The sequence below is a fragment of the Bradyrhizobium sp. th-b2 genome, from assembly GCF_000426785.1.
In the GTDB taxonomy this organism is placed as follows: Bacteria; Pseudomonadota; Alphaproteobacteria; order Rhizobiales; family Xanthobacteraceae; genus Bradyrhizobium; species Bradyrhizobium septentrionale.
Genome location: NZ_AUGA01000044.1, coordinates 46,293 through 71,268, shown reverse-complemented (window position 1 = coordinate 71,268; position 24,976 = coordinate 46,293). Strand labels below are relative to the sequence as shown.

General features: G+C 58.7%; 26 protein-coding genes and 2 pseudogenes. 12 read left to right on the top strand and 16 right to left on the bottom strand.

From position 1 onward, the window contains the following. Positions 1–249: transposase (locus K359_RS59375; protein WP_245284817.1), on the bottom strand; the 249-nt coding region annotated here is incomplete at its 3' end. Positions 250–641: 392 nt separating this feature from the next. Here K359_RS59375 and K359_RS61905 point away from each other — a divergent pair. Both K359_RS61905 and K359_RS64790 read left to right on the top strand, forming a co-directional pair. Continuing rightward, positions 642–1,079: a hypothetical protein gene (locus tag K359_RS61905; RefSeq protein ID WP_156928829.1), complete on the top strand. Its 438-nt coding sequence runs from the start codon at positions 642–644 to the stop codon at positions 1,077–1,079. A 332-nt stretch (positions 1,080–1,411) separates the two neighbouring features. Continuing rightward, on the top strand, positions 1,412–1,504 hold the full coding sequence (locus K359_RS64790; protein ID WP_245284816.1) for a hypothetical protein: 93 nt from the start codon (positions 1,412–1,414) through the stop codon (positions 1,502–1,504). 19 nt (positions 1,505–1,523) lie between these two features. On the opposite strand, the gene K359_RS0135470 is transcribed toward K359_RS64790, so the two are convergent. Both K359_RS0135470 and K359_RS64785 read right to left on the bottom strand, forming a co-directional pair. After that, positions 1,524–3,230: an alpha-amylase family protein gene (locus K359_RS0135470; protein WP_029083514.1), complete on the bottom strand. Its 1,707-nt coding sequence runs from the start codon at positions 3,228–3,230 to the stop codon at positions 1,524–1,526. Positions 3,231–3,559: 329 nt separating this feature from the next. Continuing rightward, on the bottom strand, positions 3,560–3,838 hold the full coding sequence (locus K359_RS64785) for a DUF3606 domain-containing protein (protein ID WP_245284815.1): 279 nt from the start codon (positions 3,836–3,838) through the stop codon (positions 3,560–3,562). A 558-nt stretch (positions 3,839–4,396) separates the two neighbouring features. Between K359_RS64785 and K359_RS63570 the strand changes: the two genes are divergently transcribed. Together K359_RS63570 and K359_RS57575 are read left to right on the top strand one after the other, a co-directional pair. Continuing rightward, positions 4,397–4,591 (top strand): hypothetical protein, encoded by a 195-nt coding sequence (locus K359_RS63570; RefSeq protein ID WP_035977695.1) that lies wholly within the window; start codon positions 4,397–4,399, stop codon positions 4,589–4,591. A 309-nt stretch (positions 4,592–4,900) separates the two neighbouring features. Next, entirely contained in the window at positions 4,901–5,722 is an 822-nt protein-coding gene (locus K359_RS57575; protein ID WP_165127724.1) for a class I SAM-dependent methyltransferase, read from the top strand. Positions 5,723–6,320: 598 nt separating this feature from the next. On the opposite strand, the gene K359_RS0135450 is transcribed toward K359_RS57575, so the two are convergent. Then, positions 6,321–6,533 carry a hypothetical protein gene (locus K359_RS0135450; RefSeq protein WP_029083512.1) on the bottom strand — a complete coding sequence of 71 codons (213 nt, stop codon included), beginning with the start codon at positions 6,531–6,533 and terminating at the stop codon, positions 6,321–6,323. 518 nt (positions 6,534–7,051) lie between these two features. On the opposite strand from K359_RS0135450, the gene K359_RS63565 reads away from it, so the two are divergent. Both K359_RS63565 and K359_RS54000 read left to right on the top strand, forming a co-directional pair. Beyond that, positions 7,052–7,363, top strand: coding sequence for a hypothetical protein (locus K359_RS63565; protein ID WP_165123019.1), 312 nt, complete (start codon positions 7,052–7,054; stop codon positions 7,361–7,363). Continuing rightward, entirely contained in the window at positions 7,360–7,545 is a 186-nt protein-coding gene (locus K359_RS54000) for a hypothetical protein (RefSeq protein WP_198031225.1), read from the top strand. Before K359_RS63565 ends, K359_RS54000 begins: the two co-directional genes overlap by 4 nt. A gap of 193 nt (positions 7,546–7,738) precedes the next feature. Here K359_RS54000 and K359_RS0135435 read toward each other — a convergent pair whose 3' ends face one another. Next, complete coding sequence (locus K359_RS0135435) at positions 7,739–8,077, bottom strand: DUF1236 domain-containing protein (RefSeq protein ID WP_029083510.1); 339 nt, start codon at positions 8,075–8,077, stop codon at positions 7,739–7,741. Positions 8,078–8,743: 666 nt separating this feature from the next. On the opposite strand from K359_RS0135435, the gene K359_RS66330 reads away from it, so the two are divergent. Beyond that, a complete protein-coding gene (locus K359_RS66330; protein ID WP_371261225.1) occupies positions 8,744–8,977 on the top strand; it encodes a DNA-directed RNA polymerase subunit alpha C-terminal domain-containing protein in 234 nt (77 codons plus the stop codon). Here the strand turns inward: K359_RS66330 and K359_RS53995 are convergent. The 4 genes and pseudogenes from K359_RS53995 to K359_RS53985 all read right to left on the bottom strand — a co-directional run bounded on the left by K359_RS53995 (position 8,955) and on the right by K359_RS53985 (position 11,251). Beyond that, positions 8,955–9,614, bottom strand: coding sequence for a DNA ligase (locus tag K359_RS53995; protein ID WP_245284814.1), 660 nt, complete (start codon positions 9,612–9,614; stop codon positions 8,955–8,957). The two genes, K359_RS66330 and K359_RS53995, sit on opposite strands and share 23 nt — an antisense overlap. 801 nt (positions 9,615–10,415) lie before the next feature. Continuing rightward, entirely contained in the window at positions 10,416–10,613 is a 198-nt protein-coding gene (locus tag K359_RS0135420) for a hypothetical protein (protein WP_245284813.1), read from the bottom strand. Positions 10,614–10,693: 80 nt separating this feature from the next. Continuing rightward, positions 10,694–10,888 (bottom strand): hypothetical protein, encoded by a 195-nt coding sequence (locus tag K359_RS53990; protein ID WP_035977693.1) that lies wholly within the window; start codon positions 10,886–10,888, stop codon positions 10,694–10,696. After that, positions 10,885–11,251, bottom strand: a pseudogene (locus K359_RS53985) (hypothetical protein). Before K359_RS53985 ends, K359_RS53990 begins: the two are co-directional and overlap by 4 nt. 867 nt (positions 11,252–12,118) lie before the next feature. Here K359_RS53985 and K359_RS0135400 point away from each other — a divergent pair. Both K359_RS0135400 and K359_RS0135395 read left to right on the top strand, forming a co-directional pair. Further along, the gene (locus K359_RS0135400) at positions 12,119–12,862 is read left to right on the top strand and encodes a hypothetical protein (RefSeq protein WP_029083506.1); all 744 of its coding nucleotides are present in this window, start codon (positions 12,119–12,121) and stop codon (positions 12,860–12,862) included. Positions 12,863–13,331: 469 nt separating this feature from the next. Then, positions 13,332–13,523, top strand: a complete 192-nt coding sequence (locus K359_RS0135395; protein WP_156928827.1) for a hypothetical protein — start codon at positions 13,332–13,334, stop codon at positions 13,521–13,523. A 1,251-nt stretch (positions 13,524–14,774) separates the two neighbouring features. On the opposite strand, the gene K359_RS61895 is transcribed toward K359_RS0135395, so the two are convergent. The 3 genes from K359_RS61895 to K359_RS0135365 all read right to left on the bottom strand — a co-directional run bounded on the left by K359_RS61895 (position 14,775) and on the right by K359_RS0135365 (position 18,122). Then, positions 14,775–14,966: a transposase gene (locus K359_RS61895; protein ID WP_165129280.1), complete on the bottom strand. Its 192-nt coding sequence runs from the start codon at positions 14,964–14,966 to the stop codon at positions 14,775–14,777. A gap of 570 nt (positions 14,967–15,536) precedes the next feature. Then, positions 15,537–15,734, bottom strand: a complete 198-nt coding sequence (locus K359_RS61890) for a hypothetical protein (RefSeq protein WP_035977692.1) — start codon at positions 15,732–15,734, stop codon at positions 15,537–15,539. Between the two features lie 1,251 nt (positions 15,735–16,985). Beyond that, a complete protein-coding gene (locus K359_RS0135365; RefSeq protein WP_029083503.1) occupies positions 16,986–18,122 on the bottom strand; it encodes a M91 family zinc metallopeptidase in 1,137 nt (378 codons plus the stop codon). Positions 18,123–18,467: 345 nt separating this feature from the next. On the opposite strand from K359_RS0135365, the gene K359_RS65905 reads away from it, so the two are divergent. Beyond that, entirely contained in the window at positions 18,468–18,590 is a 123-nt protein-coding gene (locus K359_RS65905; protein ID WP_256375190.1) for a hypothetical protein, read from the top strand. Positions 18,591–18,688: 98 nt separating this feature from the next. Beyond that, the gene (locus K359_RS64780; RefSeq protein WP_245284818.1) at positions 18,689–18,859 is read left to right on the top strand and encodes a hypothetical protein; all 171 of its coding nucleotides are present in this window, start codon (positions 18,689–18,691) and stop codon (positions 18,857–18,859) included. Between the two features lie 42 nt (positions 18,860–18,901). Here the strand turns inward: K359_RS64780 and K359_RS53970 are convergent. After that, positions 18,902–19,777 (bottom strand): annotated as a pseudogene (locus tag K359_RS53970) (integrase arm-type DNA-binding domain-containing protein); the annotation flags it as partial. A gap of 529 nt (positions 19,778–20,306) precedes the next feature. On the opposite strand from K359_RS53970, the gene K359_RS53965 reads away from it, so the two are divergent. Then, positions 20,307–21,440 (top strand): HWE histidine kinase domain-containing protein, encoded by a 1,134-nt coding sequence (locus tag K359_RS53965; RefSeq protein WP_156928826.1) that lies wholly within the window; start codon positions 20,307–20,309, stop codon positions 21,438–21,440. A gap of 37 nt (positions 21,441–21,477) precedes the next feature. On the opposite strand, the gene K359_RS0135350 is transcribed toward K359_RS53965, so the two are convergent. From K359_RS0135350 to K359_RS57570, 3 genes are all read right to left on the bottom strand, one after another. Continuing rightward, on the bottom strand, positions 21,478–22,338 hold the full coding sequence (locus K359_RS0135350; protein ID WP_029083502.1) for a TorF family putative porin: 861 nt from the start codon (positions 22,336–22,338) through the stop codon (positions 21,478–21,480). An 87-nt stretch (positions 22,339–22,425) separates the two neighbouring features. After that, positions 22,426–23,088 (bottom strand): VIT1/CCC1 transporter family protein, encoded by a 663-nt coding sequence (locus K359_RS0135345; RefSeq protein WP_029083501.1) that lies wholly within the window; start codon positions 23,086–23,088, stop codon positions 22,426–22,428. Between the two features lie 230 nt (positions 23,089–23,318). Further along, positions 23,319–24,956, bottom strand: a complete 1,638-nt coding sequence (locus tag K359_RS57570; RefSeq protein WP_051346587.1) for a calcium-binding protein — start codon at positions 24,954–24,956, stop codon at positions 23,319–23,321. Positions 24,957–24,976: the final 20 nt, after the last annotated feature.

The window sequence follows — 24,976 nt, the reverse complement described above, 5'->3', positions numbered from 1 at the left end:
CGTTGGCGGCGTACTTGCCGCAACTATCGCAGGGACGAATGTCGGGCCGATCGAATCCTCTTCGGCCGGATCATGACAGGTCCAAGCCTTGCGCCAGCTCAGCAGAAGCTGACGTGATATCCCATACCGGCGAGCCGTCGCCGACACCAGTCGTGGCCCCGAGAAGCTCTCCTCTACGATTCTGAGCTTCTCCGCACGCGTCCAGCGTCGCCGCCGACCGGTCTCCACCAAATCCATGCGGCTCAGCACCGCACTGTCCTTATGTCCGTCCATAAGGACAGTCAGCTACAGATCGGAAAAACTCGCAAGACGGCCGCCCTCGGACGGATACGAAACCAGTCGGGTTCTCGGAGTTGGAGGCGTGACTCCGTCGACGGGGACGACGAGGTGCCGGTGGGTGTTCCTCGCGAGGAACGGATACCGATATTCGCGCGTTCAGACCATGAAAGGATTCGATCATGAAACATTTGACCCGGCGCCCGTGGACAAACACGCCGAGGATCCAAAGCAGGCCAAAGGCCGAGCCAAAGCGAAAGACGATGAACTCACAAGGAGACTGGAAGAAACATTCCCTGCGTCAGATCCGGTGAGTAGTACGCAGGCGTCAAAAGCGACGCCCGACGGCTAATTTGAAACAAAGGATGAGATTGGCATCGTTTGTGGCAGCGATGGCCGGCCAAGGCGTTAATGTTCCCATGTCATATCGCGCACTAACGCGTTTGAGCCTTCCGCTCTTGGTTGTTCTGAGTGGTTGCGAACAGCAGCAGATTGAGTGCGACTCGATCGAAACACGAAAAGCAGTGCTTCAAACCATTTCGGACAACCATCGGAATCCTTTAGTGGGTTATGCCGCTAAAGAATCGACAGCGAAGCCAACTCCCGAAAATTTGCAGCCGCAATACCTTCTCAGCGAGAGGATGGTAACGACCTCGAGGAGCAAAGATGGGAGAACCGTCCAGTGTAGCGGCGGAATTTCTGTTGCAGTCGGTGACACGAAGGCGTCAAAAGAGGTCGAGTTTACGGCACAGCAATCGGCCGACGGGAAAATATCCGTGTCAGTTGTTCCGTTTCAATTTTGAAATGGCCCGTTGCGCAATCAGACTCCAGCTGGGCAGACAAATACCGGCTCTGCTGCTTTCATCGCACTCGCGCTCGAGGCCATTCTGCTGACCTCTCGCGTTCGTATGCGGCAGAACGCGATCGACGGGAACGCCCGCCATCTGCGGGATCGCGAAGAGGCGAATGAGGGGACATGCGGTTCCCGCTGAGATGACGGCGGACGTCGGACAAGAGGACGTGCGTAGCCCCTGGACGCTTTGGCAGCGGCCCATGCGCATCAATTCCCGGACGCCCTTCCGCCGGTTTCCTTGCGACGTCCTGGATTGTCGGCGCTGGAATTACCGGCGCGCTTGTGGCCGAGCGGCTCATCCGGGAAGGCCGTCAGGTCGTTCTGATCGAGCGCGAAGATGCCAGTCACGGCAGCACGGCCGCCAGCAATCGATGAAGCCATACTCCGATCACGGCTAAGGTAGGACCGGACCGGCCGAGTTGCGCGCCGTGTTTTCGTCAATATCACTCCGCTTCAACAGATAATCCAGCCCGCCGACCCGGTACCAGCGGTACCCGTACGGCTCCAGAACGATGCGATGCTGGCCGCGTTTGTCGGCGTGGCTGTGGTCTTCCGCGAGAAGGTTGATCAGGTGCTCGCCGGCATCGCCCGGCAGCCCCGTCGCGAATGCGATCTCACACGGCTTTTCGTCAAGATTGTGCACGAACAGCACAGAATTGTTGCGCCAGTCATAACGCATGATGAAGACGGCAGGATCGCGTGTCGCGATCACCGCAAAATCGCCCCAGCCGATCTCGGGCACTTCCTTGCGCATGCGGACGATGCGCTCGGTCCAGTTCAGCATGGAGTTCGGATCGCGCCGCTGGTTTGCGACGTTGACATGCTCGTAGCCGTAAGGCCCCTTGTCGATCACGGGGCTCACAGGCTTGCTGCTCTTGGTGAACCCGCCATGCGGCTCGGTCGACCATTGCATCGGCGTGCGCGCGCAGTTGCGTTCGGGCAGCGAGAGATCGTCGCCCATCGCGATTTCGTCGCCATAGCGGATGACAGGCGTTCCCGGCAGCGTGCACATCAGGCTGTAGGCGAGCTCGAGCCGCCGACGATCGCCTCCGAGCATCGGCGCGAGCCGGCGCCTTATGCCACGATCGTAGAGCTGCATATCCTTGTCGGGGCCAAACGATTTGAACACGATATCGCGTTGTGCCTTGGTCAGTCGTCCGAGGTCCAGCTCGTCATGATTGCGAAGGAACAGGCCCCATTGCGCCGTGGCTGGCCGCGGTTTTGTTGCTTTCAGTGCCTTGGCCAACGGACCTGAGTCGCTCGACGCCAGCGCATAGAACAGATGCTGGTTGACGTGAAAGTTGAACATCATATGCATGCGGTCGGCGTCCTTGCCGAAATACTCCATGTCCGTTTCCGGCAGCACATTGGCCTCGGCCAAGATGATGGCGTCACCCTCGCGCCATTGCAGGAATTCGCGGAACGCGCGCAGCATGTCGTATTGCTCGACCGGCTTCGTCACCTTGGCGCCCTTGGTCGCGATCACGAAGGGAACCGCGTCCATGCGAAAGCCGGAGACGCCGAGCTGAATCCAGAAGCCCATAATCTTCAGGATCTCCGCCTGGACATGCGGATTCGACGTGTTGAGATCGGGCTGGAAATCGTAGAAGCGGTGAAAGTACCAGGCGCCGGCCGCCCTGTCGCGTGTCCAGGTCGATTTCTGCACGCCGGGAAACACCATGCCCTTGTTGGCGTTGGCCGGTTTCTTGTCCGACCAGACATACCGGTCGCGATAAGGCGAATTCTTGTCGCGCCGCGCCTCCTTGAACCAATGATGCTGGTCGGAGGTGTGGTTGACGACGAGATCGATGATGACGCGCATGCCGCGCTGCTTGCAGCCATGGGTGAATTCGACGAAATCGCCGAGCGTGCCGTAGCGGGAATCGACGCTGTAATAGTCGGCGATGTCGTAACCGTCGTCGCGGCCGGGCGAGGTCTGGAAGGGCATCAACCAGATTGTGGTGATGCCGAGGCCGTGCAGATAATCGAGCCGGCGCAACAACCCCTTGAAATCACCGACCCCGTCGCCGTTGGCATCCATGAAGGTGCCGACGGACAGGCAATAGATGATGGCGTTCTTGTACCAGAGATCGTCGATCATGCCACGGGCTCGATGTATCCGCCGGGCCGGCGGCTGCGTGATAAGTGCTTGAGGACGGGGAGGTTCCGTGTCGCTGGTGCTGCACGGAATTCGATCCTGACAGAATAAGGATCTCCCGACGGGCTTAACAGCAAGGATAAGCGGGACATCGAACGAACTTGGCAGCTTTTCCTGATCGGGCGTTGCGGAGGCCTTGGAGGGCGTGGCGTCCTGACGAGGTATCGGATTGGCCGGGCTCGGCCCGGTCATGATGACATGGGAATTCCAAAACTACGCCGCCGGGCTCGAAACACGCTGTCCCGGCGCGATATGATCGGCTATTAGGCCGATCAGATTACCTTTGCTTCCTTTGTGATGGCGGAAATCGAGGAACCTGACTTTCGCGCGATTGAAGCAAACTGTTGATTGGAAACCTTCAAGCGCTTCCTCAATATTTTGACTTGGACCTTGTCTCGCAGATCCAGCGAATTGCGAAAATAGCTTTGCCTACGCTTGTTCATGGTGGCTCGCAAAGAAAAGATTGCACGCGACGTTGCGGCATTGCCGTCGACATCGATTGGTCGACGATCGGGACCGGGTTGTTGCTCCCGCGTGAGCGCCGTCTCCATCTACGCAACGCCGAGCCTAGGACGACGTTCCGTGTCCCTCTGAAAGAGAAGATGGATTGCCGCTGTGCCCGTGGACCTTTGACGACGACAAAAACTCCAATCGCGCATGCTTAATAACGAGCGGAGTTGATTCGGCCATGATGCTGGAAGCCGTCGTGCCGCTGATGGGTCTGGGCGCTTACTCCTTACTGGTTATTGCCTTCTGGGGGCTTACGTCGCGCTAGGTCCAAAAGACGCCGGTCTCACAAATAGACGTTGGCGATGCCTAAGTGAATGTCCGCCAAGGGCCACAACCGGACTTGACCCATTTAGCGGAGTGGACGTCGGTCTCTGCGGGTTGAAAGGCGATCATAGGGGCCGGCGGCCCCGCGACGGGAGGGGTTCCTTTTTGCTCGCTGCCGGTGTTTCCTCTGCACGGCGGAGAACGGGCATGCAGGGATCGCTGGGAGAGAAGATCGGCGAAGGCGTCTTCGCTGATGTCCACGCCTGGGCGCCCGGTCAGGTCGTCAGGTTGTCCAAGCCAGGTATCCCGCAGTGGTCGTCCAGCACGAGACGCAAATGACCCGCGCGGTCTTCGCCGCCGGCGGCCCAGCGCCGGAGGTGCTCGGCGAAGTCACCCTGGACGGCCGCTTTGGCATCGTGCTGCCGCGGTTCGATGGGCCGACCCTGACGCAGGCTACGCGCACCGGCGCCATCACGCGTGAACAAGCCTCCTGCTCGGCGGGGCCATGCCTGACATGCGGGAGCGGCTGATCCAGCGGGTCGAGGCGGCCTTGCGCTCGGAAGGCTGAATTGTTTTGGTCGCGCGCGAGCCGGAGTGGCCTGTCGAAGCGAGCCGTCAGTGTCTCCTTTGGGTCAAACTCGGAAGTCGGAGCGTGCAACCGTAACGTCGGCTTCACCCCCGATATCGGACTTTCGATAGCCAGCGCGGCACTTCCGAAAAGGGCCAGTGGTGGAACCGCGTCAAACGGCCACGCTCTGGCGCTCGTCCTCAATGGACGTCCCCGTAGTACGATGTTCCGATCTCTGGTTGAGCTTTGCTCCAAAGCGTCGGAGATTTCCGTGACAGATGCAACGAAGTTTCAGTACACAAGCTCTTCGGTTCCGAAAGCTTACGACACGTTCTTCGTGCCGAGGATATTCGAGCCGTGGGCAAAACTCTTGCTCAACGAAGCCAATCTTCAAATGGGCGAGGCCGTCCTTGACATCGCCACTGGCCCCGGGACCGTGGCACGGCTAGCCGCAGCACAGCTTGGGCCCAAGGGCCGCGTCGTTGCGGTCGATATCGCCCAGCCAATGTTGGACATTGCTAGATCCAAACCTCCGCTTGCAGACGCAGCCTCGATTGAATATGTGCAATCCGCGGCCACACCGTTGTCTGCCGCAACCGGCGCCTTCGATGCCGTCCTATGCCAACAGGGCTTGCAGTTCTTTCCTGACAAACCGGGCGCACTCAGAGAGATGTATCGGGTACTGAAGCCCAATGGACGTGCGGCGATTGCCGTGTGGGCCGAGATCGAACGCAATCCGATATTTGTTGCGTACCATGCAGCCCTGCGCGCTACGGTGCCCTCCGAGCTCGCCGAATTGGCGACAGCACCGTTCAGTTTCCCAAGCGGCACGGTGCTAATGGCTGCAATTGAACACGCAGGTTTTCGCGAAGTCCGCCTATTGACGCCAACGCTGCCCATGGTGTTTGAGGCGGGATTGGACCAAGCAATACAATCCTTCGCTGCTACGCCTGTTGCGCCAAGTGTTGCCGCACTACCCCAGGATGTTCAGGAAGCCTTCGCCGCCCGCGTGAGGCACGAAATGACGCCGTTGCTGAGGGACGGCAAGGTCATCGGCGAGATGAATTCGAACATCGTTGTAGCGTATCGTTAGTCCGCATTTCCGAGGTTGAGCAGTTTCTCAGTTCATTGCGGCGCAACGACGGCTCCGCGTTCTGCGCGAATATGGTCGATCGCCAGTTCGCAGCGTGCCTGTCAGGCCGAGCCACTAGGGGGACTGCTATTGGTCGATCCATGATCCCTCGATCAAGGCAATCTGCGCGCAAATGCGTTGCGCTGAAAACGAAAGCCCATCAACAGCTGCCGGCAGAATACAGGAAGCGAGGCTAGCGGCTTCTCGCCGCGGACGAGGAACTGATGTGCATATCGGCATGTTGCGCATACGAGAAGATGGAGGTTTCAGTGCGAGCCCGATTAGCATCGATATGCCTTGTGCTGTCTTGTGGATTAGCGACGGCGCAACCTGCCACAAAAGGGGACGTCAATGCGCCAACTGGGCGTTCGGCGCCCGAAGACAAAGGTCAATTGCAACCCCAAGGCTGGACTGGGCCAATCAACACCGGCTCAGGCGGCGCTCCGCCGGAAAGCCCCCAGGGACAAAGCCCGCCAGGAATGCAGCCGGCGCCGGACGGATCGACAAAAACGATGGTCGCGCCTCCTAAATAGAAGGGTTTGCTTTTCTGGTGCCCACGCTACTGTTGGCTGCTTGCACGCCGACGGAATCTGTCGATCGCGCGGTTCGATAGCACAAGTCTCCGTCTTTCGCCCTTCAGCATCTGGGACTTGATGTTCCCGAGGAGAAATTCGGCGGTTTGCTGAGCATCGTCGATCTCGTCCAGACCGCCGAGAAAGTCCCAGGCGATCTGAAGCGAGCTTTCGATAAGCGGTGGAAGTGGTTCGGTCATCCGTTAGGAGCACCCGCCCACCTCGCACTGTTCCTGAAAATTGATAGCGGAAGCTGCAAACGACCAAAGCCCGCCCGTGTCAACGCTACGGACAGTGAAGGGCACGGCCGGTCCGCTCGCCGAGCTTCTTCGCTTTCTTTGCCATCACGGCCGGTCAGTCAATGAGGCCAAACGCAACTACATTTCGTGGGTTTCTTGGCAAGCGACTGCTCCAGGAACTAATCGGACGGCGCTCGCTTGAATCCCGGTTCTGTGGCGTGGAGTTGTTTATGTGTCCAGCCGCGATCGAACTGTCCAACGAGGCAGATTAGCCAGCCGGCCGCAGGCGGCCCGCCTGTGATCGTTCCGGGCGAACCGCCCATGCATTTAACTGTGACGAGAACAGAGGTGCGTCGGGCAATCGTGCTCATTCTTCACGATACAAACAAGCCACCGACAACGCCGCATCACGAGTGAACCCCAAAGGGGCTTTACAAGAGCTGATGCGCGCTTTGCGGTCGAGGCCGAGATCGCCGCGGATGCCGCCGTATCGCGATCGTCATGCGCGTGGCGGGCCTCACCGGCGTCAGCTTCTCGCCATTTGCCGCCGGCGCTATTTCGCCGGCGGCCTCGCCGTGCTCGCCGGTGGCGCTGCGATCGCCGGCGCCACGCATCTCTACAACGCCGGCGTTAGCTCGGCCGATGCCAAATGCGAGGCAGCGCAGGTCGCCGAGCAGAACGCTCAATTGGAGGCGCGCCTCCAGGAAAGGGATCGCCAGCTCGTTTTCGCCAACGCCCTGCAACAGCGACGCCAAGCGCGCCGCGGAGGCCGAGAGTCATCGCCGACATGAAGCCGACCTTCCAGGCCGTGCAGAACGTCCGCGAGCAAGCAGCCGGCGTGCACAACGTGAGCCGCTGGCTCTATTGGATCGCCGTTCCATTAAGCGGCGGGGTTGGCTGGATAGTGACAAACCTCATCAACATCCCATTTCAAGCGCTGACGTGGCTAATCAGCTGCACCTGCCGTTTATGAGGCTTCGGTGGAGGTCGCGCTCGGTGTTTAGGTGGCTCCAATCGCAGCGAGTGTTATAAAGATTACATAAATCGCCGCGATGCTCAGCCCAACGATCCGTGCCTCTTTGCGTGAGTCCATCGTCCGTTACCTCAAATTTCCAGCTGCGTTTTTGGCGGGCCGTGCTGTGTCGGACGGCCCGCCATTAGTGGTGTCAGTCGACTTCCTGAACGACCATGCGAGTGGCTGGATCGACCAGCATTACGCGCTCGCCTGAATAGATATAGCGATACTTCGTTACAGACGGTCCCCACTCGGTCGGAACTGCCTCCAGTTCAACATCACGCGGAACCGTTGTTCCCACCACGATCTTCTCTCGGGTTTCAATCGGACGGATCTTGTGCTCGGTGACGTAGCCGCGAATCCGTGTGCGGTACTCTGGTTCGATCTGCACGGCCGCCGTGTGGCCGGCGCCTGTCGTTGTAACGGTGGTCTGAGCAAACGCGCCCGCCGATGACAGCAAGATCGCAGACGTGAGCAATAGCTTCTTCATTAAGATTCTCCTCGGCCGCTCGATGCGGCTCGTCGTGAACCGACATGAAGCTCTAAGGTTCCTTGCAACCAGCTACGCGTCGGGAATAAATGGCAATTCAGTTTGTGATATTGACGGAGACCGTTTCCCAGAAGATCGGCCCCATTGGGCGGGTAAAATTTCATTAAGGAAAGCCTTTAGACCCAGTACGCGGTAGGTTTTTCAGCATAGGACAGAGGACGGCCTCAGCGCTCGCGGCACTGAGGCCGTTCTTGTTTTCAACAGTTGGGCCCGCGGCGGCCCGCTTTTCTTGCGGACCATAGGAACTGCCGAGCACTTGGGCTCTTCACATTGTCGGGAAAGAATGGCAATCAATTCCAAGCGTGATATTAGCCATTAACTCACACACCGAAGGCATGTGGCCTCAACGGTGAGGAAACGGTGATATTCCAGACATATCGTGTCTACGTAATAGGTGAGGATGACCGAATTCAGTCGCGGATCGATCTCATTTGCGAGAGTGAAGATGAGGCTATGAATCGAGCGCGTCTCCTCTGCAAGGAGTTTGCTATAGAACTCTGGAAAGACACTTCTCTCGTTCGCAGATTTGAGCCTTGGCAATAGGCTCGGTCCTTTCTTCAAAGGGCATGGACTCTCTCACCGCCGGTTCGTCGCTGCCGAAGCGGAATTATCCTGGTCATCAGTAAGAAGGGCGCCGCATCTTGGCGCTTTTCCGACGAAACTCCCATTTCCGCGATTGAGTTGCCATCGCGCATGCGAAACGCGCTTATCAAGGCCGGTCTGGTGACTGCGGGGCACGTAAGGAAGGCATCTGATACCAAGCTTCGGAGCCTTCCCAACATTGGCCCGACGTTCTTTTCCCAAATCCGCAAGGTATTTAATCGTGCGCGAACACGTTGATCCATGGAGGGGCGCAGTCCGAATTGTCATCAGAGGTTGGATATGGGGTGGTCTCGAAGAGCGTCGATAACCGTCCCATGGCCGGATGGGCTCGGTTCTCAACCTTGATCCAATGTGGACACCGGCCGCCAAGATAGGGACGATCCGATCGCTTCGACACCAGGTCCTCAAAACCGAACTCGCAGGCCTTCCGGAAGAGGTCCGGGCCAATCTCCCCTTGCTTATAGTCTGATAGGAATATGCCCTCAGGCCGCGCGTAAGAAGCCGTTGCAGGTTCGTCTTGCGCATCGACAACGGCAGGTCTCTCAGGTCGTCGCCGTCCATGGCGAGGATGTCGAAGGCCAGCATCTCGCGGAGTAACCGTCCACTCCGCGCACGATCCATCGATCACGAACTGCTTCTGACGGTTCTGCAGCGCGGACTCGACAATCAGGGAGAAGCGCTTGGCCCGGTCGTGGCCGCCTTTGGTAATCAGCCGCACGCGGTCTCGGTCGCGCTCGAGCCGCAAACGGTAGCCGTCAAATTTCAACTCGTGATACCAGAGGGAGCCAGCCGGGACGGTCTTTCTGATCGTCGAAGGCAAAAATCGAATTTGAGCATCACGGGGTAGACAGGTATCGGGTGCCGGTTTGGCCAACGGAACGGCCCCAGCACCCTTGGGGGCCCCGGAGGCCGGTGCTGGGGCCGCATGGCCAGTCTCGCGTCAGTCGAGATTGGTCAGCTTGATCGCACACTGAATCCGAAGAAGAGACAATCGCGAACCGGAGTTCCGCGTTTCGATGCCGGGAAACAGTGGCAAAACTGCCACCACGCCAGGCGCAACGTCGCCCGCTTAAAATACACGCGGGCGACGTCGGCTCTAGCCCCAGGATGTAAAGTGCAAAATCCTGACGAGCATTAAGACTGGGCAGGCGCAAACGTTTCATACCCAAGAGGGGGTAGCCTGCCGGGTTCGTCCCGGACGAGGAACGAAACTATTTGGTTGATATGAAGGCTGATCCTGGCTGGCTTCGGCCGCCGTCTACGTTGAGTAGACAGGGCGGCATCAGCCGGAAAAACGAAGCGGCCCCAACCTGGGGGCCGCCAACCCGAGCGATACGGGTTTTCTTCCAGCAGTCGGGGGGCGCCCTTGGCTGGAAGCTTTATATAGACGTCCCGTAGATCCGATCGTTCCTTATCGCCCTGTTAATCCGGGAAAAAGTGGCATGTTCTTACGCCGCGACGCACAGTATATGGAACCGGACATGCATGCGTGGTCTAAGGAGCCCACATCGGCGGGATTCGATCGATTTTTGGCCGCCGGGCTAGATTTCATCCAGAATACATTTGCATTTTTCCGAAAGTTGCCGCGCGTGATGCGGCCCTTTCGGTTCAGCGTGAGCCTGCACGTTGGGGGAGTTTCTTTTCCGTCGGTCTTGTTGATCGCGCGCCACCAGCGCTAGGGATGTAGAAGCGAAAGCAGCCGTTGGCGGTTCTGCTCGCGGTCGAGCTGATTTTTGCGCATCACTTCAAGCTCGGCGTGAACCTTGGCCGTGTCTTCATTCAGCCGCTTCAAATTAATCAAGAGCGCCTCAAGCTCAGCGAGCCGCCTTTCACCTTCGACAACATCGAGCTCAATCTGCCTCAGCTCGTCCATGATCGCATCTTTGTACATCGTCGTGTTGCGGCCTATCGCGCTAACCTAAGAATATAAATGAGCGCGAACCCTGCCGGTTCCTAGCACCCAAAGACGGTCTTGCCTAACTGGGTCATCCGGGTGAAGGTGCCGCTCTCATGCAAGTGCCCCAGCCAACCATGCGCAATCGCCAGCTTCAGGCCGGCCGTGTACTCGGTCGGGGTGGCCTTGTCCTCGCGCAAGAACGGGTCGTTCAGCTTCGCCCCTCTGTCGCGCCGGCGCGTTAGCTCGGTCACTTCTCGTCTCCGATCGGACAGCGTTGCCACAACTGCAGCAGCTCGGCGGCTGGCCGCTTGCCGGCCTTGCTGCATTTCACGCAGCGCAGGCGGCCGGCGAGATTGTGCACAGTGGTTGTTGGAACGTGGCGCAGGGCGGCCAGATCTACGGCTCGCGGCGTCTTGCAGTGCGAGCATTTGATCTCGAGCCACGGCCCGGTCGATCGAGGGCCAGGGGGCGATCGGTCCGCCATCGGCCCGCATCTTATCATTCCGGCTCTGGCAGAGCAGGTCGTCCGCCTCGCGGATCAGGGTCTTCCCGGCGGCGCGTTTCTCGGCCGATCGTGTTGCAAGGATCGTGGTCACGGCACGAGGGCGCCGCAGCTCCTTTGTAAGCGCCTGTGTTTAGGAGCCATGAGCGGCATTCTCCCGCCGAATCGAGCGAGCGGGAAGCCGCTAGAGCTGGTGGGCAGTCCGACGGCCCGTGGCAACTCGTTGGTCAAGGTTTAGGAGTATCAGTCGACTCCAATCATGACGTCGGAAGCTTTGATGACCGTGATGACATTGCAGCTAGCCTCTGCGAGAGCGGCCGGCTTTGAGGCGATAGCGACCCATCCGTCTTGAGCGGATCAATGCCGTCGCAAGAAATGCAGCGGAGCTCGGTTCGTTGATCTTGAGCCAAGACCGATTTAAGGCCATTTCCGCAAAGCGGGCACTTGGTCAGGTCCATGGCGACCTCTCTTCTGCCCGCTCTAACTTTCGCATGGAACAAAGGTTCCTCTCCGGCGTTTTCGATTTTTCGGGAGAGGTTTAGTGGTGGAAAAAATTGTCGAGAGGGTCGTCCAAACCTACGAGATGATGGCGGGTCTAAGCGCCGCGGAAGTGGAATTGGCGCGGCAGCGCGTGATTGAATTCATTCGAGGTAGGACAGGCGACGAAAACACCCTTGCGGTCGAGGCGATCAAGTATTCTACGCGGCCCGAAGCGCTCGCGGACCCGCAGGCCCCGATGATGTGCCTTCAATGCGAGAACCCGATGCACACATTGAGCATGGCCTCGAGTGCGAGTCCTGCCGGGAGACCATCGCTTTGTTTAAGGTCGCGGGTAGTTCTAAGCCGTGGCTACGAACTGGAGCGTATGGCTTTCGGTCTCGCGCAGGCCATGATCGGAGAAGTACGCATTGACTGCTGCCAACAGCGTGTGTCGCCCTTGTCGCGGTAATGTGGGAAGCCGTCCTGGAATTGCCGCTTCTTGAACTGGCCGGTCGACATCCTGGCGATCGTCGTTTCCTCTGTTGATCTCAAATTCGGACGACCGGCCGGAAAGCATGATCTCGGGAGGGTCAACTTGGCCTCGGCCGTGGCGGGTCAAAGTAAGGAGGCCGGGCTTCCGGTTGACCATCGTCCTGCGTCGAAAATCGCGAGCGTCGAAGATAGGTACGCTCAGAGCGAGTTGAACCACTCGCTACGAGTTGGTACTCTTCGGCTCATGGGCATATTCGGTAAGCAAAGCGGAACTCTGGTTCCAATCCACGAAGACAACGCGCACACCAAGAATTGGCTTGTCCTGTTGGAGGCAGCCACCATCGTCGGCCAAGAACGTGACAAACTGCGGGTTGCCCTCACGACCCAGGACAAAAAGCTCGTGAGAAAGCGACGGCTATTCCGTAAGCCGGAGCACTTTCTCGTTCTGGACGAATACGACCCGCGAATACACGCTCTCTATTTTTGCCCTCAGCTTTACAAGAACGAAGAGGGCGGTCTCGTCCCGCTGAGCGGCCCCGAAATCGGGCAGTTGATGGCGCAGGCGCTTCAGGGCGGTGCGATCGAAAAAGCGCCGTGGTACCAGCCGGCCGAAAGCCTTCCAAACGATCCGGTCATCAGGGCCGCTCCCGGAATGGAATTCGACAGCCTTGTCGTGGACGCACCTGGCCCAAAAACCAGCAAGCCTGCCGCTCTCCGTGCAGTCACGGCCACTGACAAGGCGACCAGCTGATCTCGTCGGGCAAAAGCGCAAGCGGTCCGCTCCAAACACTCATGATGCGTTCGGTGACGATAATTAACCCAGGCGAATCGCCTCGCAAGCGGCGGCTACTATTCCGACCGCCATCAGGACGATCAAAATTTGGAAAATTGCTCGCCCGATTATTCTTATCGACTCGGCTCTGGCGATCAGGCGAGGGTCGCCGTCTGATTGCGCGGTAGTCTCAGATTTTCGGCGCAACGCCGGCTCGGTCAAATACGGGCGTTCTTTCGATATCGTCTGACCCGCCTCCCTAAGGCGTTTTCGGCGGCGCGTCGCAACGTCTCGGTGCTGGCGTCCAGTCCATCGACGGTTTCGTTTGCCTGACTGCCAGAATCATGGGGGTGAGCAGGAACCTGCCCGGCGCCGGAACCAGTAACGGCATCTGTTGCGCTCGATTGAGGTGGCATCCGATTTTTTCGTGTCAAAGGAAATCTCCCTGATGAGTCAATTTTTTCCCTGGCTACAGGTTCCGTTGGTAGTTGAAGCCAAACCGCAGCAACGGGCGCGAGAACGCAGCTTTTTCGCCAAAGAGTCACACATGATATTTGCGGAACCGCAAATCATTTGGATGATCTTTGGGACGGGGCGACCTGATTTTCATTTCGTATTTTTCAGCCCTAACGACCGCTAGTTTTGTCGGAGCAGCGGTTCGGCGATCCGGAATTTGGCCCCAGCTTGACTCCTCGCTGGGGCCCTTTCTTTGGCAAGTGCCAGCCGAAGTGGTGACTGCCACCAGACTGGCGACCGTTTTCTTACATGCCGAGGAACGCATCCTTCCACAAGCGACTTGGAAGGAGATGCGCTATCGAAAGTGGACGGCTGAAGAGACCGAACGACTAAAAGCTATGGTTGCTGCGCGAGCGAGTGCTAACCGCATCGCCGTCGCACTGAGGCGCTCGATACACTCCGTCTATGACCGGGCTCACAGGCTCGGTTTGCCTCTTCCGACCCGCATGGAAGAGCGAAGACGAGCGAGAAATTTGCTCAACTCTAGTACAAGCTCGGAATGAACGGAGCGGGCGCAAACGAGGCGCCGACTGACGCGCGACCTGCTTGACCGACCTCTTGCGTCGGAAGCGCCGCCGACGCGCTAGCTATCGTGGGATTGTGAGCCGCTCCGGGGAGCGCTGTATTCGCGCGCATGAAGGACTATCTCACGAAGATCACGTTCGGCGAAATGCGCGAAACCGGCGCAACGCGCATCATCGTATATTGCAAAGACTATCGGTGCTCTCACAACGTCCAGATGGACGCGGCGAGATGGCCAGACGAGATGCGGCTGTCCGATCTCGAGCCGAGGTTCACTTGCACGGTTTGCGGCAAGCGAGGCTCTATCATTCGTTCGGTTGATGCGCCGCCAAGGATGGGCACTGGCGGCTGACAGGATGGCAGCTGTTTTGCCAAAAGTTGCTGCGGCGCATCTGCCATTTTCCGGCATTGATGAGCAGGGTACGGGTCGTGGCTCCGCCTCATTCTTTGGATGACATGGTCAGTAAGTCAGCGCGGAGGGCGGGCGCGCGGGCGACTGGGCCCGGAGTGAAGCGCTTGCACCGCCAGCCGCGATCGCGCTCCTCCGGGCTGCGCTTCGCGTTGCAAGCGCCGCTTTTCGCTACGGTTCTCCGTTGAATAGCGCAATATGCGGCGTAACGTAGTCAAGCCAGACTGGCCCCCGCCACCCAGCGAGGCGTTGCCCCGGCTCGGCCGCCCACGGCCCCCAGCCAGCCGGGCTGGGGCAGCCGGCTCCATCAACTACGAAGATTAGGACGTTGCCAAAGCAGCCTCAAAACTGCGCGTAGCGAGCCCGCAATATGATGGGGATACCGATCTCAGCGCGGCGCAAACGGCTGAAATACTCCTCTGCCTGATTAGTGCAGACACCATCCTAGGAGTAAGCTTCTTGGTGGTTGATTCGTTTCATTTCAAAACGTTCGTGTAATTCATCCCAAGAAGCGGCTTCGTCGCCATGAACGACAGTCCCCTTCGCAATGCGGCCACGGATGAAAGCGGCGGCTTCGCTTTCAGAGCCAAACACTGCTGGCGCCGAATTGTTACCGCGCTCACGGACGACGACGATGAGCTTCCGTTTCCCATCCTGATTGCGGGCATATCGGCGGTCGCGGCGATTTTCTTTCTAGTTTGCTGGCTTTACGTATCCGCCAAAATAGCAACCATCCACTTCAACCGTCTTGCCTTCGCCGCCAATGACGCGCCCCTTCAATTTCTCCGCCATTGCCTTGCGCAGCTTATGTAAGAGATTGGTCTAGGCGTATCATGCGGCGGCATCGACGGTCGCAATATTACTGCGCATGTCGCAGGCTAGCTGGCGGTAATGCGCGGTGTAATTCCGACAGTCGACGCCGCCGCGTAATGGCGCTTAATTCCACGCCTTGACGACTAAATCTCTTGTTGAGCAAGACATCAGCGCCGCGATTGTGCGCGCGCACATTGGCAGCGGACTTGCGCGCGACCTCAGGCGGGATCTCGAGGGGCTTTCGGGTGATCGACACGGCCTAAGCTAAACGTACAACAAACGCCGCCAGGCTTAAAATGCTCGCTGGCGGCGTTGATCTTGCCCCGGCAAGGCTTGCAAAATCCCGACATGTGAGCAGTCAGTACAAAGCGTGCCAAGGTTCATATCGCAGCCTCATGCGAGCAAATCCGTATTGGGTGATGTTTCCCCACGAGCCACAAACTTCAGCATCTCGATTGCGCAGCGCTCTTCAGATAAGCGCCGTTCGATGAAGTGAGCCTCGACTTCGCTAAGTTTGGTGCGAAGCAACCCTCGGTAATGCTCGATGTTTTGCTCGTGCACGCGCAACATCGCAATTCTTCGTTCATCCATTTACGCCCCCTGTGTCTGGGAGGCGCTTTCGCGCCGGTTACCGTACCACGATAGCGACCCCAGTAACCATGAGGACTTGTGCATCGAGGAAGATTGGCTGCTGGGGCCATCTACCGGCCCGATGGTCCGTGGTGGGCCAGCGCCGATTTACTGCCCATACATTGCGATGCCGATGACAATTAGCGGGCTCAGCCCCAACAATACGATGCAAACGCTTCCAAGGAGACTGTCACTGCCCATGACATAACCTCCACGCCGGAGTTGAAATCTAATCCACTGAAACAAAATCGTGATCGATAAAACGGACGACCTCAGGGCGGTGCACCCCGAGGCCGGGAGGTATGCCGTATCTAAACATTTTTAGCTGACACGAGCCTTACACCGAGGCCGTTTAGATTTCTTCTAGCTCCGCCTGTTCGAACTCCTCGCGCTCTCAAATGGGACAACAATCCGATATCAAAGCGCGAGATCCTAAGCCCGCCTGAAGCGGTGGAACGTCAAGAATTCACCCTTCTCGGCGGCTTGAGGGGCCCAACTAAACTTCCTGATTTGGCCGACCGCATTAAACGTTAAAACCGCATTGACCAGGCCGGAGCCCGTAAAATAGGAGAGTCTGATTTCGTTGCTGGATGGCTGGAGGTCGTCCATTCCAAAAGCCGGGTAACGCCTCAGGCGATCAACCCAATAGCACTTCCTCTTGGAGCATCTGCCGAAGGTCACGAAGCTGCGACTGGCAGACGTCCTCGAATTGTTCAAGCTAATGCGATGACACATCGGAATTTATTGGTTTGAACCTCGAGATCTTCGCGCTTCAGGCGAGCGATCCTCCTGTAGTCAATCCACGGCTACGCGGCCCGGGTTGCTTAGCAAATCGCCTTGCGTAGGTTGCTCTATCACGCTGGCATGCGGTGGTGGTCGTTGGAGCGATACTGGGAAGGTAGCAGCTACCGCTGCTTTTCAACGAGCAATGTCTTCGGCCGCCGTGATTTGGCGGTGTCGAACAACGAATAGATCCGGCTAACATAGTTGGTCACCTCCGACACAGCACATAGCTGAACGAGCCGAAGCCTGTGCCATTCAGTTGTCCGGTGTCTGTACTCGCGTTCCAGTCCTGCACCACCTAGACGGCCGGCGAGTTGTTAGAGGTAGCGCATTTCCCGGAGCGTGATCTTGGTTGGATAGTCTTTCATGGGCGGGACTGCTCTTCGCGGTGCGGGTTGGTAATCCGCTAACAATTGCAGACAGTGCGCCTCACATCCCAAAACCCTGCAATCTCAAATGCGGCCGCGTCCAGACCGACCCTGCCGGTCGACCAACCATCGGGCCGCGCGCCCGCGTCCGTCCCTTGACCCGGATTTGGTCGTACCAATAAATCCAATTATACTTCCTTATTAGCTCGCCTACGGGCGGTAGATGAACGAGTCTCCCGTACAAGTCGGGCTGGCTGAGCCTAAACTGTTCGATGATTTGCACGGGCGATGGAGATGTGTTCTGCGGATTGTCGAGGAAGACGGCCGCGTCCCACAACGCATCATCGGGCGCGGGATCTTTACCTTTGTATGGTCCTTCGGCAGGTCCATAAAATGCCCTGAAAAGCGGGGGGCCGCCTTTATCAGATACATATATGTTTGCCAAAATGACTGCGAGGTACTCTTCAGAATCTTGGTACCAGTGGTTCGCAGGGGTAAAGTTCATCACGCCGGCGATCATTCGGGAGGCGTGAACGAGTTCGTGGTACAGCACTTCGTCCGTCGCCATCGCGGGGGCATGACCATGGTGGGCCTTCCGATATTTTTTTCTAAGCAGCTCTGCTTTCTCGGGCGAGAACAAGACATCACAATTAGCGCCGCCGCCTTTTCCGACTACTTTGAACAACTCACTTTTCTTATCAAAACTTAGGCGCGTGCCGCGAGCAATGATATATTGCTGCTGGTCAATGTCGTCCGCCACCGTAAGCGCGTTGGCGTCGGCCATGTTATATGGGCGAATTCTGGTGAACGATGGTCTGCCAGCCCCGAATTCGGCAAGCAAAGCGCGGCCAGTCGGGTAGCTTTGTATTTGTTTTAAGAGACAGACAATCTGACGCCTGTAGTTGCTCTTGTCCGCGATATATTTCTGCTTCAGAAGATCGAATTTGCCGGGATGGTTGTCAGCACTTTCGTGATTCACCACCATCCACGATCCCATGCTTCGAAAGGCTATGAGAATGCCATCCGGCAGACCTTCGTCAATCACGGGATCGACTAGATCCCACTCCAACATCGACGCACCAAGTGGAGATGCATGTTTTTCGATATATTTATTGAATTTTTTATATTGCTCGTTCTGCTGAAGGGTGAAACCTAAAATATCATAATCGAGCTCCGTAAGATCAACACCGTCGACCATGGCAGCTCTCCGTATGAAGCATTCAACAACGCGATGGTCCGCCGGGACTTACGCTGGGTAGTCGCGGAAAAGATAAGGTCGGTTCGTCCACTCGCGAACACACGACCGTGATAAAGATCCCATTCGACGAGGTGTCTACTTCGTCGGCTTGAACCGAGTGGAGGCACAGCATCGCTGAGTTTTGTGCGCGCGACGTGGGTCTCGATCGTGTCACTATCGGTCTAGTGGACCATGCGGCGGTCAGCTCGAGCCCGAAATTCGATTTAATTGGTTTTTCGAGGTACTTTTGGCCCTTTTATAATTAGGCATAACTCGAATTACCGGGGCTGAAAAATCGCTTCTTTGATGGCGTGGGAAGTTGGCCTGAATTTCAGCCTGGTGGCGGGCAGCGAAACTGAGCAAAAATCCAAGCTGAAGTGCCCGAGTTTGCTGGTGGTCGATGTCTCTACGCCTGAAGCAGCAATTTGAGACGGTCCATGTCCCCGATTTGACCCAACACCCGCCTGCTCGAAGGGGCCGTCCTTGAACTAGGAGGGGACGCCGACAGCCCCGTGAGCGACACCAGTATGAGAAAGGTCGGAGCCCGCTATCACAATGCCAATCTTTCCCGGCTTTTGAGCTGGCAAGGCCGCAACGTGCTGTGCCCAGCGCTCGAGCGCCTCGCGCATCTCGGCGGCGTACCGAGCGCGGTTATATACCCCGGCAACGCCAGCCCGGTGACCGCTGACATGGTTTAGGATCGCCTCCACGATGTGCGGCAACACGCCAAGCCGGTCGGCCATCACCGTGGACGCCGATCTCCGAAGATCATGAACTGTCCAATGGGGGAGGGGCTTGCCAAGGGCCTCGGCGATGCGCTCATCAAGCGCTGCCTTCGACTTTGACCAGCCGGAGAACCCACGATGCGGGTCACCGCCGCGTCGGGGTCCGTCACCAAAGAGGTAGTCTCGGCCGTTTCGGCGGGGCGGGAGTAGGGCCAAGGCGGCGGGAACCAACGGCAGCAGGTGCTCGCGATGGTTCTTGGTTCGGGCACCTGGCAGTGTCCAGAGCCCCGAAATAGTATCGAGTTCGGTCCATTGCATACTGCCTACTTCATCACGGCGTTGGGCTGTGAGCAGCAACAAACGCACAATGCGCCCGTAATCGTCATCGCCGCTGGCCCGCCAGATGGCTGACAGGCTCCGTCTCCGTGAGAACCCGTTCGCGGCTTCCCGGCTGCGCGGGTCGATTAGTGCCGAGAACCGGGTTCGCGGCAATGTCGAGGCCCTCGCGTATTGCCCAGTTGAACATTGAGGACAGCGCTGTACGGGCGCGGGCTGCCGAGACCGCTCCATGACCGGATGTGAGGTCAGCAATACGAGCCGAGATATGACGGCGGGTGATTTGGAAGACCGAGACCGGATGCAGCGGAGATATTGATTTGCGATCACCAGGAGCGTGTCGGCCGCCTGCAGGCGGGCCTTGGCTTTCTCGTCCGCCGGGTCTTTGCCATTGGCAACCAAGCCCAAAAGCCGCTTGGCCTCCCTGCGTGCGAGCTCGGGCGTCCAGGGGGCGCCATGAGGACCGATGGTGACGAAGCGCTGCCGGCCGAACACGCGGTACTTGAGGACGTAGGTCGCTTGGTCACGTTGACGCCGAACGCCAAAGCCCCGCACCGCTTCGCGGTGGTCTGCGTCGTCTCGCCCGGCTTGAGCGCTTGTACTGCGCGAATCGTTATACTCGAGACCGACATCGATCGCCTCTGTAGCTACCACGTAGCTACCACAATAGCGCCAATTGCAGCGCAGGTAAGGCGAGACACTGCGGGCTTATTGTTTGATAATGCTGCAATTTTCGTAGGAATGGCGGAAGTAGCGTAGAATCGACGAAGCCCTTATTGTGTCTGTGGAACAGGAGGTCGGTGGTTCGAGCCCACCCAACTGTACCATTGCAGTTGAGTTGCCCGCATCTCCAGCACCTTACTGACAAGCCAGATGGAATTGCGCCGCCTGAAATACAAAACGCGCTGCAGATGGCATTGCGGATGTCCGCGAGGAGTACGTGCGCCTCTACGGCGTCAGGTTGGAAGCGCAGCTCAAGCTGGCCGGCCCAACACCTGACCGAGGGCTTGAGGGCGCAAACGCCGCGCGGATCGTTCGCAGGTAGGGATGCCATCCGTGACGGGTTTTGCGCGGCTTGTTCCCGTTGGCAAAATCTGATTGCCTGAAGGCCATGGGCATCGGTCGCAAACTGGAAAGTGATTTTCCACCAGGTGTGAGCGACGTCGCCGCACTCATTCGCGCCTTCGATTGGTCCGCCACAAGCTTGGGGCCAATCATGGAGTGGCCTGCGCACCTCAAGAGTGCAGTCAGCCTTATGCTGCCGGCCAAAGCACAGATCGTGCTGTTCTGGGGGCCGGAGTTCGTGGCGCTATACAATGACGCCTATGCGCCGACGATAGGCCAGAAGCATCCGAGGGCGCTTGGACGACCAGCTCGCGAGAATTGGACCGAGCTGTGGGACGACTTAGAACCCCTGCTCCGACGCGTCCTCGATACTGGCGAGACGGTCTTCGCGAAGGACCGCCCCTTTTACATCGAGCGACACGGCTACCCAGAGACAGTTTACTTCGACATTTCCTACTCTCCGGTACAGGACGAATTTGGTGAAATTGGCGGTGTTCTTTGCATCGTTAGCGAGACGACCGAGCGTGTAGTTGCGCAAGAGCGCCAACGGTTGCTCGCCCGGGAGGCGAACCACCGCGTCAAGAACATGTTCGCCGTCTTCCACGGCATCATCAATCTGAGTGCTCGGTCAGCCCGAACGCCGCAGGAAATGGCTCAATCGCTACGGGGCCGTCTGAACGCTCTCATGCAGGCCAAGGATCTCATCCGTCCTGGGATCATGGGTACGGAAGCGCATAGCGAGCGAACAACGGTGGGAGACGTCGTGCGAACGGTGTTGCTCCCGTACGAAGACGACACGTCTCGCGAACGCATCATGATGAGAGGACCTAGTGTGCCCGTGGGTGCGATGGCCGTGACAAGTCTCGCTCTCGCCCTGCATGAAACAACGACGAATGCGGCCAAATATGGCGCGCTATCGGAGCCGACTGGTTCGGTCAGCATCACTTGGGAGACGCATGGCGGGGATTTCCATCTTGAATGGGAGGAGACAGGCGGGCCCGTGATTGTCGCCCCACCGTCAGCTAAAGGCTTTGGTAGCGTGCTCGCAGAGCGCAGCATTGCTGATCAGCTCGGCGGCAAGGTTGAGCATGATTGGCTGCCTAGCGGGCTCAGGTTGAGGATTTCGGTCCCTTTGGATCGTCTTGCAGTCTGAGGCCCTGCCTCAAAGTGGTAGCCCGCAAACGACGGGACTAGTTGAACGCGAACCAGGCCTTGGCAACGAAGGCCGCGCCGCACCAGTTCGAGACCAGGCCGCCCGGGTTGGTGGCGAGATCGACGCGGCCGCCCGGCCGTGCGTTTGGATCGCCCGTGAAGACGAAGCAGTTTTCCTTCGACAGATTGGTGTCGTAATAGCGCAGGTCGAGGTTGAAGGCCTTGTGGGTGAAGGTCACACCCGCCTGCCAATTGAGATAGGCAGGTAGCGGGAAGCCGCCGAGTTGCAAGCTCTGATTGCCGAACCAAGAGTAGCCGGCAGCGGCCGTGAATGATACGGCCAAGTCGTTCGCCAGCAAGCGGCCCGGCACGTCGAAGCCGGCCCCGGCCGCCACATACTGACTCCAGGCGCCGGTGTTCGAGACGTTCGGCGAGTAAGCGTAGCCGGCGGCGACGCGGACCTGTTCGCCGATCTTTCGATCACCGCGGATAACCGCCTCCCAATAATTGATGCCGTTGGTCTCGCCGGGAAGCCGTTCACCGGGATAGGCGAAATAGGTCACGCCAAGATCAAGATCAATCGTAGCGATCGTCGGGCGGATACCGCCGGCGAAAGTGAGTTCGGCCGCCGGTTGGGTCGGCAGCTTTACGGTGGCGACCGTGGTGCCGGCGTATAGCGAGCCAAATCTTGCTTCGAAGGCGGCGCCGACCGCAGGCCCATGATCGGACAGCGTGGTCCCTCGATAGATATAGTCGGATGCAGCCCCGGCGCGGGCGCTGAATTCGAACTCGTTCGAAGACGTTGCCTGGTTGGCGCCGGTTGCCGACCAGCCGCGATTGCCAAGGCCGATCGCCCCGCCCGGACTGGGGGTTTCGGTCTGCGCAAGACCGGCGGCCATTGGTGAAAGCCAGAACCCGATCAACGCGGCGATCGAGGCACCGCTTGCACGCTGAACAGATGCAATGCTCCGCTGCCGCACTGTCGATCACCCTCCAAGAGCCACCGCGACACCTACCAGCGCACTGCCAACCGCCACCATCGCAAGACCCGCCGCCCAAGGCCGCAGCCCGCTACGAACTCCGAATACGTAACCACAGCCGAACAGCATCACAATGGCAATGGCGTAGGAGATGCGCAGCGCCAATCTGGCGTCGCTAAGGAACAGGAACGGGATCACCACAGGGAAGGTCGAAAGGAAGCTTAGCAGGCAAAGCCCCAGCGCTCCGGTCCAGTCGCGCTTCGTCAGTCCTCGATCGCCCGGCGGTTCGGGCGATTGCAGCAGTTTCTGCCGCATCAAATCGATCTGGTGTGGAGGCAACAGCGCCACCAATTCCGGCGACAGCGCGTTGGCGATGACACGCCGCGCTGTTTCGGGGTTCGGTGCCTGCCGTATCGCGCGGAGCGTCAAGAGCTTGTCTCCCCGATCGTTGATGCGAGCCAGCAGATAAAGGCCGCCGTCGACAATACCCCACGCCAGATTGCAGCCGAGCGCACCGATCAGCAGTGTTTGAACATTGACGCCGGCCCCCGTCGCGACACCGAGCGAGCAGATGAAGGTGAGCGCCATGATCAGGCCGAACAGGGTTTCCGAGATCCGCTCCATCGGATCAAGGATGCTACCGGCAGGCGTATCTGAAATCTGCGACATCCCAGCCCCGAAATTCGTCGATAGGCGACTATGCGAGCGAATGCGTCGGTCTGATGTGTTGATCTATCTCAAACATTCTGACGCCGGATCAAAAATGTTTATCAGAAAATCTTGCCTCTCTCGCCACTCACCAGGAGGTCAAGCCGCGGCGGAATTCGCGCAACCGCGAATTCGAGCGCAATCGTGGTGGTGGTCGGGCCGGTTCGCGCGTCGCAATCCCCGCCGCCCCCTCAGCTGAACTTGAACATCCCCGCGCTCAGCTGTCCGGGGGCTTCGCCGATCAGCCACACCGCGTTGCCTGCGGCGTCGGTGATGATGGTGGTGTTGATGCCGGCCGCGTAGAACTCGGCGGCCTGGACGTCCGCGAACGAATGCAGCGACGTGCCTGCGAAATTGACGAAGTCGTTGACTCCGCCGGCGTTGAAGTCCTCGACGACCATCACTTCGGTATCGGACGCCTTGTCGTTGAGGTTGAAGATATCGCTGCCGCCGCCACCCCAGGCGTAGTCGACGCCTCCGCCGCCTGTGATGTTGTCTGCGCCCGAGCCCATCAGGAAGACGTCGACGCTGGTGCCGCCGGTGACGGTGTCCCCGCCGTTCGAGCCATAGACGTAGTTCTGGCCGGAGCCGCCATAGATCAGATTGCCGTCGGTCTCGCCCGACGAGATGAAGATGTTGAGACCGGAGCCGCCATACATCGTGTCGACGCCGGCGCCGCCATAGAAGTAGTTGGTGCCGGCGCCGCCGAACAGATAATCGGCGCCGTCGCCGCCATACATCACGTTGATGTCGCTGGCCGACGTGCCTCCCGCGCCGACCAGTGTGTCGTTGCCGCTGCCGCCGAACAAATAGTTGAAGCCGGTGCCGCCGTAGATCGCGTCATCGCCGTCTTCGCCGAGCAACACGTCGTTGCCGTTGCCGCCGCTCAAGACGTCAGCGTCGGCGCCCGCGTAGACGTAGTCGTTGCCGTCGCCGCCATCGACGGTATCGAAGCCGGCACCCGCAACGATGATGTCGTTGCCCGCGCCGCTCGAGATCAGGTCGTTCAACGTAGTCCCGTACAGCGAATCCGCGCCGGCTGTGCCGTTCATGGTGTCGTCGGCATAGCCGCGCACGCTGTATCCGAGGTCCTTCAGCACCCCGAGATCCAGCGGCGAGATGGCGTATTGGTAGTCGTCGAAGAAGACGATGCCATTCATCAGATCCAGCGTGAGCGGATCCGCGACTGTCGATGGCGAGGCGAAGAAGTCGGACTGCTGATTGCCGAAGTGATAGTAATTCTGCGTGGTGCTGTCCGTCGTCAGCGGCACCGGGCCGCCATACGCGGCCTCCGCATGCGAACCGATGAAATAGGCCAGCGATCCGGACTTCTGGATAAAGGTATCGAAGGTCGATTCATAGGCGCCGGGGAGCTGGCCGCTCTGGCTGTACCAGCCCGTCATTCCGAACCCGTGCATCATCTCGTGCAGGAACACGTCGATGGGGTTGAGCTTGTTGTACGGGACCGAGCTGTTCCAATTCAGGCCGTAGGTCAGATCGAGATACTGGAAATAAGTGGTGTCGACATTGATGGTGATGTCGCTCGTCGTGCCGCTGACGTGTTGTCCCGTCGTCAGCTCGTACTGGCTCGAAGGTTCATAGACGGCCAGGCCATTGCTTGTTCCGACGTAGTAAGACGACGTCGGCCCGCCATCTGCCCGCCCCACGGCGGTAGTCGTGATATTGAGATCGACAACCAGATTTCCGATGCCGCCGACGTACTGTTGCCAGACGCTTAACGCCTGTTGCAGGTCGTAAACCAGGGCCGAATCCGTTGCCGCTCCAGCGCCACCGGCGTCGTTGAGCTGAACAGTATAAGTCCACGCCATCTCATAGTCCCTTTAATCTA

Bases quoted from the DNA above. Each gene is read 5' to 3' on its own strand.
- K359_RS61905 (WP_156928829.1), top strand. From the start codon at position 642: ATGAGATTGGCATCGTTTGTGGCAGCGATGGCCGGCCAAGGCGTTAAT.
- K359_RS0135470 (WP_029083514.1), bottom strand. From the start codon at position 3,230: ATGATCGACGATCTCTGGTACAAGAACGCCATCATCTATTGCCTGTCC.
- K359_RS64785 (WP_245284815.1), bottom strand. From the start codon at position 3,838: ATGGAGACGGCGCTCACGCGGGAGCAACAACCCGGTCCCGATCGTCGA.
- K359_RS63570 (WP_035977695.1), top strand. From the start codon at position 4,397: ATGACCCGCGCGGTCTTCGCCGCCGGCGGCCCAGCGCCGGAGGTGCTC.
- K359_RS0135450 (WP_029083512.1), bottom strand. From the start codon at position 6,533: ATGACCGAACCACTTCCACCGCTTATCGAAAGCTCGCTTCAGATCGCC.
- K359_RS63565 (WP_165123019.1), top strand. From the start codon at position 7,052: ATGCCGCCGTATCGCGATCGTCATGCGCGTGGCGGGCCTCACCGGCGT.
- K359_RS54000 (WP_198031225.1), top strand. From the start codon at position 7,360: ATGAAGCCGACCTTCCAGGCCGTGCAGAACGTCCGCGAGCAAGCAGCC.
- K359_RS0135435 (WP_029083510.1), bottom strand. From the start codon at position 8,077: ATGAAGAAGCTATTGCTCACGTCTGCGATCTTGCTGTCATCGGCGGGC.
- K359_RS0135420 (WP_245284813.1), bottom strand. From the start codon at position 10,613: ATGGACGAGCTGAGGCAGATTGAGCTCGATGTTGTCGAAGGTGAAAGG.
- K359_RS0135395 (WP_156928827.1), top strand. From the start codon at position 13,332: ATGAGTCAATTTTTTCCCTGGCTACAGGTTCCGTTGGTAGTTGAAGCC.
- K359_RS61890 (WP_035977692.1), bottom strand. From the start codon at position 15,734: ATGGATGAACGAAGAATTGCGATGTTGCGCGTGCACGAGCAAAACATC.
- K359_RS0135365 (WP_029083503.1), bottom strand. From the start codon at position 18,122: ATGGTCGACGGTGTTGATCTTACGGAGCTCGATTATGATATTTTAGGT.
- K359_RS65905 (WP_256375190.1), top strand. From the start codon at position 18,468: ATGGCGTGGGAAGTTGGCCTGAATTTCAGCCTGGTGGCGGGCAGCGAA.
- K359_RS64780 (WP_245284818.1), top strand. From the start codon at position 18,689: ATGAGAAAGGTCGGAGCCCGCTATCACAATGCCAATCTTTCCCGGCTT.
- K359_RS0135350 (WP_029083502.1), bottom strand. From the start codon at position 22,338: ATGGCCGCCGGTCTTGCGCAGACCGAAACCCCCAGTCCGGGCGGGGCG.
- K359_RS0135345 (WP_029083501.1), bottom strand. From the start codon at position 23,088: ATGTCGCAGATTTCAGATACGCCTGCCGGTAGCATCCTTGATCCGATG.
- K359_RS57570 (WP_051346587.1), bottom strand. From the start codon at position 24,956: ATGGCGTGGACTTATACTGTTCAGCTCAACGACGCCGGTGGCGCTGGA.